Annotated in this window: 14 protein-coding genes and 1 tRNA gene; 8 read left to right on the top strand and 7 right to left on the bottom strand. The window is 42.4% G+C overall.

Features of this window, described 5'->3' with window-relative positions; all coding sequences use genetic code 11:
* Positions 1-218, top strand: a 218-nt coding sequence (locus B4F91_RS16820; protein ID WP_288636080.1) for a hypothetical protein, incomplete at its 5' end; no start/stop codon positions are given.
* A gap of 104 nt (positions 219-322) precedes the next feature.
* Here the strand turns inward: B4F91_RS16820 and rplA are convergent.
* The 6 genes from rplA to deoC all read right to left on the bottom strand — a co-directional run bounded on the left by rplA (position 323) and on the right by deoC (position 3,714).
* Positions 323-1,027 carry a 50S ribosomal protein L1 gene (gene rplA / locus B4F91_RS16815; protein ID WP_004588206.1) on the bottom strand — a complete coding sequence of 235 codons (705 nt, stop codon included), beginning with the start codon at positions 1,025-1,027 and terminating at the stop codon, positions 323-325.
* A gap of 3 nt (positions 1,028-1,030) precedes the next feature.
* Positions 1,031-1,459 carry a 50S ribosomal protein L11 gene (rplK, locus tag B4F91_RS16810; RefSeq protein ID WP_004588205.1) on the bottom strand — a complete coding sequence of 143 codons (429 nt, stop codon included), beginning with the start codon at positions 1,457-1,459 and terminating at the stop codon, positions 1,031-1,033.
* 213 nt (positions 1,460-1,672) lie between these two features.
* Positions 1,673-2,230: a transcription termination/antitermination protein NusG gene (nusG, locus tag B4F91_RS16805; protein ID WP_024032045.1), complete on the bottom strand. Its 558-nt coding sequence runs from the start codon at positions 2,228-2,230 to the stop codon at positions 1,673-1,675.
* 4 nt (positions 2,231-2,234) lie between these two features.
* The gene (secE, locus tag B4F91_RS16800; RefSeq protein ID WP_004588203.1) at positions 2,235-2,612 is read right to left on the bottom strand and encodes a preprotein translocase subunit SecE; all 378 of its coding nucleotides are present in this window, start codon (positions 2,610-2,612) and stop codon (positions 2,235-2,237) included.
* Between the two features lie 132 nt (positions 2,613-2,744).
* Positions 2,745-2,821, bottom strand: a tRNA-Trp gene (locus B4F91_RS16795).
* 149 nt (positions 2,822-2,970) lie between these two features.
* Complete coding sequence (deoC, locus tag B4F91_RS16790; RefSeq protein WP_288636077.1) at positions 2,971-3,714, bottom strand: deoxyribose-phosphate aldolase; 744 nt, start codon at positions 3,712-3,714, stop codon at positions 2,971-2,973.
* 281 nt (positions 3,715-3,995) lie between these two features.
* On the opposite strand from deoC, the gene cysG reads away from it, so the two are divergent.
* The 7 genes from cysG (at position 3,996) to B4F91_RS16755 (ending at position 11,395) form a co-directional block, all read left to right on the top strand.
* Positions 3,996-5,423, top strand: coding sequence for a siroheme synthase CysG (gene cysG, locus B4F91_RS16785; protein WP_288636075.1), 1,428 nt, complete (start codon positions 3,996-3,998; stop codon positions 5,421-5,423).
* Positions 5,424-5,471: 48 nt separating this feature from the next.
* Positions 5,472-6,371, top strand: coding sequence for a sulfate adenylyltransferase subunit CysD (cysD, locus tag B4F91_RS16780; RefSeq protein WP_004588199.1), 900 nt, complete (start codon positions 5,472-5,474; stop codon positions 6,369-6,371).
* A complete protein-coding gene (gene cysN, locus B4F91_RS16775) occupies positions 6,371-7,795 on the top strand; it encodes a sulfate adenylyltransferase subunit CysN (protein ID WP_286936321.1) in 1,425 nt (474 codons plus the stop codon). Before cysD ends, cysN begins: the two co-directional genes overlap by 1 nt.
* A gap of 31 nt (positions 7,796-7,826) precedes the next feature.
* Positions 7,827-9,551, top strand: a complete 1,725-nt coding sequence (locus B4F91_RS16770) for an SLC13 family permease (RefSeq protein ID WP_004588197.1) — start codon at positions 7,827-7,829, stop codon at positions 9,549-9,551.
* Between the two features lie 33 nt (positions 9,552-9,584).
* A complete protein-coding gene (gene cysC, locus B4F91_RS16765) occupies positions 9,585-10,181 on the top strand; it encodes an adenylyl-sulfate kinase (protein ID WP_024032040.1) in 597 nt (198 codons plus the stop codon).
* A 5-nt stretch (positions 10,182-10,186) separates the two neighbouring features.
* Positions 10,187-10,957 (top strand): 3'(2'),5'-bisphosphate nucleotidase CysQ, encoded by a 771-nt coding sequence (cysQ, locus tag B4F91_RS16760; protein ID WP_029774142.1) that lies wholly within the window; start codon positions 10,187-10,189, stop codon positions 10,955-10,957.
* 156 nt (positions 10,958-11,113) lie between these two features.
* Positions 11,114-11,395: a hypothetical protein gene (locus tag B4F91_RS16755; protein WP_286936320.1), complete on the top strand. Its 282-nt coding sequence runs from the start codon at positions 11,114-11,116 to the stop codon at positions 11,393-11,395.
* A gap of 199 nt (positions 11,396-11,594) precedes the next feature.
* Here B4F91_RS16755 and B4F91_RS16750 read toward each other — a convergent pair whose 3' ends face one another.
* Positions 11,595-12,080, bottom strand: a complete 486-nt coding sequence (locus B4F91_RS16750; protein WP_286936319.1) for a hypothetical protein — start codon at positions 12,078-12,080, stop codon at positions 11,595-11,597.
* Between the last annotated feature and the right edge of the window lie 176 nt (positions 12,081-12,256).

The raw sequence follows: 12,256 nt of genomic DNA, 5'->3' as shown, positions 1-12,256 counted from the left end.
GGTGTTACTCCTGGTTTAATGGGTCACCGACACTCGGCTTCCCTGTTTTACTCTTCCCTATCAACAAACTTGATAGAGATGCTTTTTACGGCGAGAGCCAGAAGAGATTAGGAAAAATCTATCTGGGGATTCACACCGTCTACGTAGGTAATATTAAGGCCGAAGCCGCCTACGGTCTTGGACGGAAGCCCAATTTATCGCATCACTCAAGAGCTTAGCGAAATTATGGACTTCAACCCGAATTCTTTACTTGTTAAATAATAAATTATTCAACAAAATGGCGCAAAATTATAGTACAAATTTCACGCCATGTAAACACCTATTAAGCTACAGAAGTGCTTAAAGTGTTTTGGTCAACAGCAACACCTGCGCCCATTGTTGTAGAGATGGTTACTTTCTTAACGTAAACACCTTTAGCTTGAGAAGGTTTAGCCTTCTTAAGCGCAACGATTAGAGCTTCAAGGTTTTGTTGAAGTTGCTCAGCAGTGAAATCAACCTTACCGATAGTAGTATGGATGATACCATTTTTGTCATTACGGTAACGTACTTGACCTGCTTTCGCATTTTTAACTGCTTCTGCAACGTTAGGCGTTACAGTACCAGTTTTAGGGTTTGGCATTAGACCACGTGGACCTAAGATTTGACCTAGTTGACCAACAACACGCATAGCGTCTGGTGATGCAACAACAACGTCAAAATCCATCTCGCCTTTCTTAACTAGTTCAGCAAGATCTTCCATGCCTACTAATTCAGCACCGGCTTCTTTTGCAGCTTCTGCATTAGCGCCTTGAGTGAATACAGCAACACGAACATCACGGCCAGTACCGTTAGGTAGTACAGTTGCACCACGAACGTTCTGGTCAGATTTACGAGCGTCAATACCAAGGTTAACAGCAACGTCAACACTTTCTACGAATTTAGCTGTCGCTAACTCTTTTAAAAGAGCAACTGCTTCATTGATTTCGTAATCTTTAGTTACTTCCACTTTTTCGCGGATAGTACGCATACGTTTAGTTAATTTAGCCATTTCTTAGTCCTCTACGTTCAAGCCCATCGCACGCGCAGAACCTGCGATAGTGCGAACCGCAGCGTCCATATCAGCCGCTGTAAGGTCAGCTCGTTTTGTCTCAACGATCTCTTCAAGTTGAGCACGAGTTACTGTGCCTACTTTTTCAGTGTTAGGACGGCCTGAGCCTGATTTGATACCAGCAGCTTTCTTAAGTAAGTAAGCAGCAGGTGGCGTTTTCATATCGAACGTAAATGAACGGTCACCGTAAACAGAGATCACTACAGGAACTGGAGCGCCTTTTTCGATAGACTCTGTACGCGCGTTAAACGCTTTACAGAATTCCATGATGTTTACACCGTGTTGACCTAGTGCAGGACCTACTGGAGGACTAGGATTAGCCATACCAGCGGCAACTTGTAGCTTGATTAAAGCTTCAACTTTTTTAGCCATTATAAATACCTCATTTGGTGGGTCTTAGCCTTGTGCGCGCGAGGACGCGTACTCTAACGGCTTCCCAGTTTAAAAATTGGTTTCGTACTTTTTGCGAGCAAAAATAAATTTTTGCCTTAATACAAAAAGGCCGCTGATTATAAGTTAATCAGCGGCCTTTTTCAAGCTTCGTGCCAAAATTTAAGTAAATAATGACGAAGCTTTTTTAATCAATTACTTATCTTGTTCAACTTGACCAAATTCAAGTTCAACCGGTGTAGAACGACCAAAAATAAGTACCGACACTTTCACGCGGCTCTTTTCGTAGTCAACTTCTTCAACAACACCGCTAAAGTCAGCAAATGGACCATCAGTAACACGAACAACTTCACCTGGCTCAAATAATGTAGCTGGTTTAGGTGCTTCAGCGTTTTCTTGAAGACGGTTAAGAATGCGCTCTGCTTCTTTAGAACTAATAGGCGCTGGGCGGTCAGAAGTACCACCAATAAAGCCCATTACACGTTCAGTGCTGTTCACTAAGTGCCAGCTTGCATCGTTCATGTCCATTTGTACTAGTACGTAACCTGGGAAGAATTTACGCTCAGATTTACGCTTTTGACCGGCGCGCATCTCAACAACTTCTTCTGTTGGTACTAATATTTCACCAAAGCTCTCTTCAAGACCTTCAATTTTAATGTGCTCTGATAACGTTTGCGCTACACGCTTTTCGTAACCAGAGAATGCTTGTACAACGTACCAGCGTAATTTAATTTCTTTGTTCTCATCCGACATGGGATCAGATCTCCAATCCAGTTAAAAAGCCTACAGCGCGGAATAAAATGCCATCTAATCCCCAAAGGATAAGCGCCATAATCACTGTTGCAACCATTACGATTAATGTCGTGTGGGTAGTTTCTTGACGCGTTGGCCAAACAACTTTACGTACTTCAATGCGTGCTTCTTTAGCAAATGCTAAAAAGTCACGGCCTTTAGCGGTTTGCGAGGCAATACCTAAACCTGCTGCTATAGCAACCACAACGCCAATTGCACGTAGTAATACAGACTGATCTGCAAACATGTGATTACCAACAACTGCGCCTGCAAGTAGCGCGATTGCTACTAACCACTTTACCGACTCCATCGCACTTGATGGTGTTTCTACATTCGTGCTCATAATATTATTACCTTAACTACAGACACAACAACCCTACACAACGGCAGGGTTAATCCATTAAAATCTAAACTTAAAAACAGACTTATTTAAACCGATTTTTAACCCCAGACTTACTCAACTTATGAGTAAAAATGGCAGGGGCGGAGAGATTCGAACTCCCAACCGTCGGTTTTGGAGACCGCTGTTCTACCAATTGGAACTACGCCCCTGCAAAGTGGATGCCTATTATACTTACGCAAATCATTAACACAAGCCTAAAAGATACCCACATAGGAAAATCTAATTAATTAATTCCATTATTGTTTCGCCTGCCAATCATTTACTCTCTTATATAAAGGCGTAGTGCTTAATTTAATGGTTATTTTTCTAATACTTTATATACATCACTTAGTAAGCTTGATGCGCCAAACCTAAATGTAGTGGCCTGTAAGTAGTCATCACCCATAATTGAGCGTGTCAGTGCTAAATACTCCTTTGCATCAGTAACGGTTTTAACTCCGCCTGCGGCTTTAAAACCAACAACCTTACCCGACTCTCTAATAGTGCTGAGCATCACGTTTGTTGCGTCAAGCGTTGCATTTACAGCCACTTTACCTGTACTGGTTTTTACAAAATCAGCCCCGCCTTGAATAGCTAAGTTTGTAGCTTTAGTGATTAGCTCTGCAGTTTTAAGTTCGCCACTTTCTATAATTACTTTTAATTGCGCTTTTGTACCACAGGCTTTTTTGCTTTGAGTTACATACTCCAGCACTTTGCTGTGCTCGCCAGCAATAAGTGCTTTATACGGGATCACTAAATCTATTTCATCCGCGCCGCGCTCAATTGCTATCAGTGTTTCGTTTATCACATCGCTCAGTGGCGCATCACCACTAGGAAAATTTGTAACCGTTGCTACTTTTACATGGTTAAGCTCACGCGCAGCCAATGCTATTTTTGCATCATCTACAAAATCACTGTAAACGCATACTGCAGCAGGTGTGCCCAATTTAGGGTTAATACTATTTACAAGCTGCTGAATATCACTGGCCGTGTCTGAGGTGTTTAGGCTTGTTAAATCCATAAGCGACACAGCTAAGTGTGCATCGTTGTGTTGTTCAGTCATACGTGATCCCTTTAAGTAGGCGATAAATTAGGTTTAGCGCCATAGTAACAAATTAACGTAATCTCGCTATAGCTCATAACCAAACACTATAAGCACATTATTTTGCGTGTAATGCGCGTTAATCCCCTATAGATTAAGGCTTAAACCTAAAACAACCACCCATTATAACTTTTGGTTATATAAACTTGGTTTTAATTATTTTTTACTTACTAGTGCGCGCTATATTCTGCCCCCTGCTCAATAGCGTTTTATTTTAGATTTTACTTAGAGGTGTTAACCACGTGCAGTATTTACCTATCTTTACCAAACTCGACAACAAACCCGTGCTGGTTGTTGGCGGTGGAGAGGTCGCATTACGCAAATGTCGCGCGTTTTTAAAAGCCCGCGCAAACGTAACCTTAGTGGCACCTTGGTTTTGTGATGAACTAAAAGAACATGCACAAAACAATGAAGTAACGCTTATTGATGCCTATTTTGATGAGTCGCACCTTGATGGCAAAATGCTGGTTATAGCAGCCACAGACTTAGACGAAGTAAACAATAATGTATTTGAGCTAGCAAACGCACGCAATGTATTTGTAAATGTGGTTGATGACCAACCTAAATGTACGTTTATATTCCCATCAATTGTAGACCGTGACCCAATAACCATTGCTATTTCAAGTGCAGGCACCGCGCCAGTACTTGCTCGGCGACTACGTGAAAAGCTTGAAACGTTAATCCCACAACACATTGGCCCACTGGCTACTTTAGTTGGCAGTTTTAGAGACAAAGTAAAACAGCGCTTTAAGCACTTTGCCGATCGCCGCCAGTTTTGGGAAGGCGTGTTTGATTCATCAGTCGTAAGCAAAGTGCAAACAGGTAATACCGATGCAGCACAAGCACAACTAGAGCAAATGCTTGATGCTAAAGCCGAGCCAGAAGGCGAAGTATATGTAGTGGGTGCAGGCCCAGGCGACCCTGAGCTTTTAACACTTAAAGCATTGCAGTTAATGCAGCAAGCCGATGTCGTTGTATACGACTATTTAGTGTCTGATGAAATTATGGAATTAGTACGCCGTGATGCCGATTTAGTCTGCGTAGGTAAGCGTATGGGCGATCACAGTGTAGCGCAAGAAGATACCAACCAAATGCTGGTTGATTTTGCCAAGCAAGGCAAAAAAGTATGCCGCATTAAAGGCGGCGACCCCTTTATTTACGGCCGTGGTGGCGAAGAAGTACAAGTACTGGCTGCCAATAACGTTAATTATCAAATAGTACCGGGTATAACTGCCGCCGCTGGTTGTAGCGCGTATGCGGGTATTCCGCTTACTCACCGCGACCACGCACAAGCCATCCAGTTTGTAACAGGGCATTGTAAAAAAGATGGCCAAGAGCTCGATTGGCAATCGCTTGCTAAAGCGCATCAAACTTTAGCTATTTATATGGGCGTTATTAAATCGCCACATATACAGGCTCAGCTTTTAAAACATGGGCGTAGCGCTAATACGCCAGTTGCCATAATCGAAAACGGCACGCGTAAAAACCAGCGTGTTGTTACGGGGCAATTAGGTGAGCTTGCAGATTTAATAGAGCGCAACAATGTGGTATCGCCAGCATTACTTATTATTGGCGAAGTAGCCGCCCTGCACTCGCAGCTTGCGTGGTTTGGCCAAAACGAGCAAACCAGTAGCTTTGCTCAGCCGCTAACCGGCGTATCAAATACATAATTATATTTTACTTAATCACTTTTAATCATTTTAGTAGGACGACTAACAATGGCTTTAACTCACCTTCAGCAACTTGAAGCTGAAAGTATCAAAATCATGCGCGAAGTCGCCGCTGAGTTTGAGAACCCAGTAATGCTTTACTCTATTGGTAAAGATTCATCGGTACTTTTGCACTTAGCGCGTAAAGCATTTTACCCTGCAAAAATTCCGTTTCCGTTATTACACGTAGACACCAACTGGAAGTTTCGTGAAATGATTGAGTTTCGCGATCGCCTTGCAAAAGAATACGGTTTTGACCTGCTGGTACACAAAAACCCAGAAGGCATGGCAATGGGCATTAGCCCGTTTGAGCATGGCTCGGGTAAACATACCGACATAATGAAAACCCAAGGCTTAAAGCAAGCGCTAGATAAATACGGCTTTGATGCTGCATTTGGTGGCGCACGCCGCGATGAAGAAAAGTCTCGCGCTAAAGAGCGTGTTTACTCGTTCCGCGATAAACACCACCGCTGGGACCCTAAAAACCAACGTCCAGAGCTTTGGAATACTTACAACAGCCAAGTTAACCCAGGTGAGAGCATTCGTGTATTCCCACTGTCTAACTGGACTGAGCTTGATATTTGGCAATACATTTACCAAGAAAACATTGAAATGGTTCCGCTTTATTTAGCGAAAGAGCGCCCAGTAGTAGAGCGCGACGGCACCTTAATTATGGTCGACGATGAGCGCATGCCACTTGCTGAGGGTGAAGTACCACAAATGAAGTCGGTACGTTTTCGTACTTTAGGCTGTTACCCACTTACCGGTGCAGTTGAATCTACAGCCAGTAACCTAACAGAAATTATTGAAGAAATGCTGTTATCTACGTCATCTGAACGTGAAGGCCGTGTAATAGATCACGACTCAGCAGGCTCAATGGAGAAGAAAAAACGTGAGGGGTATTTCTAATGTCGACCAATACTAACGACACCATTAACGAAGTAAAAGAGATTGGCATAGACGCCTACCTAGCACGCCAACAAGATAAAAGCTTATTGCGTATGCTTACCTGTGGCAGCGTAGATGACGGTAAATCAACACTGATTGGCCGCCTACTGCACGACAGCCACCAAATTTATGAAGATCAGCTAGCAGCTCTTCATAAAGATAACGAAAAAGTAGGTAACGCAGGCGAAGAGCTAGACTTAGCGCTACTAGTAGATGGCCTACAAGCTGAGCGCGAGCAAGGTATAACTATTGACGTAGCGTACCGTTATTTTTCAACGGCTAAGCGTAAATTTATTATTGCCGACACCCCAGGGCACGAGCAATACACACGCAACATGGTAACAGGCGCATCAACAAGCGATGTAGCCATTATTTTGGTTGATGCCCGCTACGGTGTGCAAGTACAAACTAAGCGTCATAGCTTTATTTGTGACTCACTAGGTATTAAACAGTTTGTGGTAGCGATTAATAAAATGGATATCGTTGATTTTGACGAAACCGTTTATGAAAAAATCAAAGCCGACTACCTTAAATTTGCTGAGCAACTTAACGTATCAAACATTAAGTTTGTGCCTATGTCGGCGCTTAAAGGCGACAACGTAGTAACACGCTCTGCTCATACGCCTTATTACACCGACAAGCCATTGCTTGAGCTTTTAGAAGACTCACCAGCGGCCGAAACCGATACCGGCTTTGAAGCACGCTTGCCTGTGCAATATGTAGTGCGCCCTAACTTAAACTTCCGTGGTTTTCAGGGCACATTGGCATCAGGTAAATTACAAGTTGGCGATGCAATAAAAGTATTACCGTCGGGTAAAACATCAAGCATTAAAGAAATTGTGACCTTTAATGGCAACCTAGATCACGCAGAGGCCGGCCAAGCAATTACCGTTACCCTAAATAGCGAAATTGATATTAGCCGCGGCGATGTCATTGTGCCGCAAAGCTCAAGTGCAACGGTTACTAACCTTATACAAGCTAAACTTGTGTGGATGCACGAAGAGCCGCTGGTACTAGGTAAAAGCTACAACATTAAACTAGGTAGCAAAAATACATCAGCCGTGGTTAAAAAGATTGACCACACTATTGATGTAAACACTTTAGAGCACGGCACAGCCGATTCACTTCAGCTAAATGAAATTGCCATTGTCACGCTTGAACTAAGCGAAACAATATTAGCTGATGAGTATCACAACAACCACGAAACTGGCTCATTTATTCTTATCGACCGTTTATCTAACTTAACGGTTGCCGCAGGTATGATTGAGCAAGTACTAAAAAGCGAAAAACAAAACAGCGATTTCAGCGACTTTGAAATTGAGTTTAATTGCTTAGTACGCAAGCACTTCCCACATTGGCAAGCGCTTGATATTTCAAAACTGTAAGTATAAAAATGTCTGTTAGGAATATAAAAGCATGGTAGAGCAGCTCGTTTTAACAGGCATTATGCTTACTTTAGTTGGGTGCCTTTTTGGCACCCGCATTAATCCAGCATGGTTATTTGTAAGTGCTATTGGTACGGGTTATTTAACAGGCCTGATTGACCTTGAAAGCATGCTAGTAAACTACGCAAACCCGTCGCTCATTACCCTAGTATTATTAGTGCTGGTTTCAATCGCTATTGAAAAAACCACACTCATACAACAGCTTTCCCAATCGTTATCTAAAGGGAGCTTAGTAAAGTCGGTAACAAAGCTTGGTTTATCAACCGCGTTTTTATCGTCATTTACTAACAATACCGCGGTTGTGGCATCGCTTATCACCGCCATAAAAGACAACCCAAATCATTCACCCTCAAAGCTACTATTACCGCTGTCGTACACCGCTATATTAGGCGGCACCATTACACTTATTGGTACATCAACCAATTTAATAGTGAACGGTTTTGCCGTAGATGCAGGTATGGCGCCACTGGGCTTTTTTGATTTTACCTTAGTGGGCATTGGCGCATTAAGTGTGGGCCTCATTACTATTTTAGTGATGCTCAAATACCTGCCCGACAACGGCAAAAACACGCAAGAGGTTATTCCCTTTTACTTAGAGGGAAAAGTGCAGGCAGGCTCTAAGCTTATTGGCCGCACCGTAGAAGAAAACGGCCTACGCGATTTAAAAGATTTATTTCTCGCCGAAATTATTCGTGGCGATGAGCGTATATACGCAGTAACACCTCAGCAAATTATTAGACAAAACGACGTACTACTGTTTGTTGGCGATATTAAATCGGTACCCTTATTAAGACGCTTTGACGGATTAAAAGTGGTGCACGACAACCACGAAAAAGACATAGAACACTTAGTTGAAGTGGTTGTAAGCCAATCATCAAAGTTTATTGGCAAAACCGTAAAAGAGGCGCGTTTTAGAGAGCAGTTTCATGCCGCTGTTATTGCCATTCGCCGAGGCCACGATCGCTTACAAGGCGGCCTTGGGCAAGTGCAATTGCAAGCCGGTGACTCCTTAATACTCGCCCCAGGTAAAAACTTTTACTCTTTACCTAATTTAAACCGCGAATTTGTGTATATATCGGGGTTTGACTTACAAACACATCTAAAACCTAAACAATCTAATATTGTATTGGCAGGCTTTGCCGCCGTGTTAGGGTTAAGCATTGTAGGTATAGTTCCTTTAGTAAAAGGCCTGCTGGTGTTACTCATTGGCTTATTGCTTAGCGGTACAGTTAAACTGAGCGAAGTAAAACGTCGCTTTCCCATTGAGCTACTCGCCGTTGTGGGCAGTGCCATAGGGCTTGCTAAATTAATGATAGAAACCGGGCTTGCCGGGCAAATATCAGATGCCCTATTTATGGTACTAGGTGATTTTGGCCCTTATGGCGCGTTTATCGCCATATTTTTAATGACCGTATTATTCACCGAGCTTATTACTAATAATGCCGCAGCAGCGCTTTCATTCCCTGTGGCTTACTCGCTAGCAGTGGGTTTTAATGTGGACCCTCTACCCTTTATTATGGCGGTAGCGTTTGGTGCATCTGCCAGTTTCATATCGCCGTTTGGGTATCAAACAAACCTTATGGTTTACAGCGCGGGTAACTACCGCTTAAAAGATTACATAACAATGGGCTTGCCCCTTTCTATTATTTATTCAATCACGGTATTAACCTTGATCCCGCTCGTATTTCCTTTTTAATACGGGTGCTTACAGTACAAGAGACACACCACTATGGATGAAAATATTGTTTGGCATAACTACGCAACCACAAAAGCACAGCGTAGTGAGCAAAAAAAGCATAAACCGGCCATTTTATGGTTTACCGGTTTTTCTGGCTCTGGCAAAAGCACCGTAGCCAACGCACTAGAAGCGGCACTTAATCAGCAAGGTGCGCACACTTACCTGCTTGATGGCGACAACGTACGTCACGGCTTATGTAAAGACCTTGGCTTTAGCGACGAAGACCGCATCGAAAACATACGCCGCGTTGGCGAAACCGCCAAACTAATGACCGATGCCGGCCTATTAGTACTTACCGCGTTTATCTCGCCATTTAGAGCAGAGCGCGACATGGTGCGCAGCCTAGTAGATGACGGCGAGTTTATTGAAGTATTTATAGATACCCCGCTTGATGTATGCGAAAGCCGTGACCCTAAAGGCTTATACAAAAAAGCCCGTGCAGGTGAGATTAAACACTTTACCGGTATCGACTCAAGCTACGAAGTACCCAACAACCCAGAAATAATTTTAGATACCAGTAAAAACACCCTAGACCAATCGGTTACACAACTGATAACGTATCTAAAACAAAAGCATATTATAGGTTAACCCCAATGAACCAAACCGAGCTACTAGAAGAAACCCTCATCCTTGCCCGCAAAGCAGGCCAAGCCATAATGGGGATTTACGAAAAGGACTTTAACGTTGAATACAAAGCCGATGAAAGCCCAGTAACCGACGCCGACTTAGCAGCTCATAAAGTCATTGTGACAGGGCTAAAACAGCTCACGCCCGACACACCTATACTTAGCGAAGAAAGCGCTGATATAAGCTGGGACATTCGTCAAACATGGAAAAGCTACTGGTTAGTAGACCCAATCGACGGCACTAAAGAGTTTATTAAAAAGAACGGCGAATTTACCGTAAATATAGCCCTAATCGAAAACGGCAAACCCGTACTTGCTGTCGTTGATGCGCCCGCACTTGGTGTATCGTACTTAGCCAGTAACGACATTGGCGCGTTTAAAGACAAAGGCGATGAGCGCATTGAGCTTAAAGTAACCACCAAACCTAATAAAGGGTTAATCCGCGTGGTTGGCAGCCGCTCGCACCCATCACCCGATTTAGCCGAGTTTGTAAAACGCTTTGACGACGTTGAAATGGTCTCAAAAGGCAGCTCACTAAAATTATGTTTAGTGGCCGAAGGCAGCGCCGATATTTACCCGCGCTTAGGCCCAACCTGTGAGTGGGATACGGGAGCTGGCCATGCTATTGCTGAAATAGCCGGCGCTAAAGTAACTAAGCTCGATGGCAGCCCGCTTATTTATAACACCAAAGATGAGTATTTGAATCCGTATTTTATTGTTTCGGCTTTAGAGGGATAAGAGCAGTTTTGAGTGGTTAGCTATCAGTTGTCAGCAAGATAAGTGATAGCTTTAGCTCTGTATATTATCAATAGATGACCACTCCTAATCTGTTAACTAAAACGCCTTTTAAGGTTTATAAATAAAGAACTTAAAGAAAAAATAAAGGCAGTCAGTATGGATAAAAAGAAGGTTATTGTTTTATTGTTTGGCATTTTATGGTTTGTGTTAGGAGCTACTTTTTTCATAGGTTTTGAGTCAGTAGAAAAGCTGTTGTTCTGCGTGTTAGTATTTTTCTTCTGTTATAGATATATCTATGCATTTATATTAAAAATAAGTATTTATACACCGTATACCGGTGAGGAAACTCCTCCTACTGAAGGTAATTTAATAAAGCGGCTCTTTATGCTGATTATAGGCATCGGTGCGTGCACCTATTTTACTTTCTTTATTTCTTAAAAAGCATATTAGCCCAAAAGCCTGAACAACCCCTAAAAGAAAAGGTTATATTATCACTTGGTATGTTTATAACGTTGCTGTGTTTCAGTACGCTTTATCAATTGGTAGACAAGTTTTTTAGTGCGAAATAGCGAGGATGGTTAACGGGTACTACACATCGAGGAGACCATTGCCTAGTATAAAGCGCTTGTTGTATGCTTTAGTTAGCAGGCTTATTTCTGTATCTACGCAACTTTCTTAATAAGTGTTCAGGATCTTCGTCTGAGCCTTTAGCTCTCAAATATTCTTCGGCTACTTCATATTGCGAACGTTTTTTCTTTTCATTACTAATAGCTTCCATAGATAACGTCATCTCTAAAAATTTAACGTCTTGCTTTTTTGCTTCTCGCCCAGAAAAGTTTCCAATGCCTTTAATAGGCTTTCCATAAAATGATTCTTCAAGATCAACTTTACCAGCTTGTAGCATATACACTTCATAAATCTCTGATATTTTGAGAAGTAATTCAGGTGGTGGGTAAATCCCAAGCTCCATGAAATATGCAAGTTTACCAAGTGGATCTTCCGACACTAAAGGGTGGTCTCTTTCTAAATTTAACTCACTATAAAAGTGCTTATTAAGGTACTCCCACGCCTCCTCTAATTCATTAATGGTTTGCTCATTAATATCTAGGTATTTACTCTTCATAACAGCCCCTTAAAATATTACGGTAAAAATAAGCGCAGCAATTATGCTACCTAAAATATTTAAAGCTAATATACCACTTGGTTTCTTGTGCCACTTTATAGAATTATTGCTCATACTATTACCCCTTAATTAGTTAGGAAATAATTATTAACGAAGTCATTACAATAAGTAAGGAC

The sequence above is a fragment of the Pseudoalteromonas sp. UBA6610 genome (genome assembly GCF_002433295.1).
GTDB classification, from domain to species: Bacteria; Pseudomonadota; Gammaproteobacteria; order Enterobacterales; family Alteromonadaceae; genus Pseudoalteromonas; species Pseudoalteromonas atlantica.
This window is presented reverse-complemented; position numbering and strand designations above follow the sequence as displayed.

What these genes read in the sequence shown, in the direction of transcription:
- rplA (WP_004588206.1), bottom strand. Translation starts at nt 1,027, where the DNA reads ATGGCTAAATTAACTAAACGTATGCGTACTATCCGCGAAAAAGTGGAA.
- rplK (WP_004588205.1), bottom strand. Translation starts at nt 1,459, where the DNA reads ATGGCTAAAAAAGTTGAAGCTTTAATCAAGCTACAAGTTGCCGCTGGT.
- nusG (WP_024032045.1), bottom strand. Translation starts at nt 2,230, where the DNA reads ATGTCGGATGAGAACAAAGAAATTAAATTACGCTGGTACGTTGTACAA.
- secE (WP_004588203.1), bottom strand. Translation starts at nt 2,612, where the DNA reads ATGAGCACGAATGTAGAAACACCATCAAGTGCGATGGAGTCGGTAAAG.
- deoC (WP_288636077.1), bottom strand. Translation starts at nt 3,714, where the DNA reads ATGACTGAACAACACAACGATGCACACTTAGCTGTGTCGCTTATGGAT.
- cysD (WP_004588199.1), top strand. Translation starts at nt 5,472, where the DNA reads ATGGCTTTAACTCACCTTCAGCAACTTGAAGCTGAAAGTATCAAAATC.
- cysN (WP_286936321.1), top strand. Translation starts at nt 6,371, where the DNA reads ATGTCGACCAATACTAACGACACCATTAACGAAGTAAAAGAGATTGGC.
- B4F91_RS16770 (WP_004588197.1), top strand. Translation starts at nt 7,827, where the DNA reads ATGGTAGAGCAGCTCGTTTTAACAGGCATTATGCTTACTTTAGTTGGG.
- cysC (WP_024032040.1), top strand. Translation starts at nt 9,585, where the DNA reads ATGGATGAAAATATTGTTTGGCATAACTACGCAACCACAAAAGCACAG.
- cysQ (WP_029774142.1), top strand. Translation starts at nt 10,187, where the DNA reads ATGAACCAAACCGAGCTACTAGAAGAAACCCTCATCCTTGCCCGCAAA.
- B4F91_RS16755 (WP_286936320.1), top strand. Translation starts at nt 11,114, where the DNA reads ATGGATAAAAAGAAGGTTATTGTTTTATTGTTTGGCATTTTATGGTTT.
- B4F91_RS16750 (WP_286936319.1), bottom strand. Translation starts at nt 12,080, where the DNA reads ATGAAGAGTAAATACCTAGATATTAATGAGCAAACCATTAATGAATTA.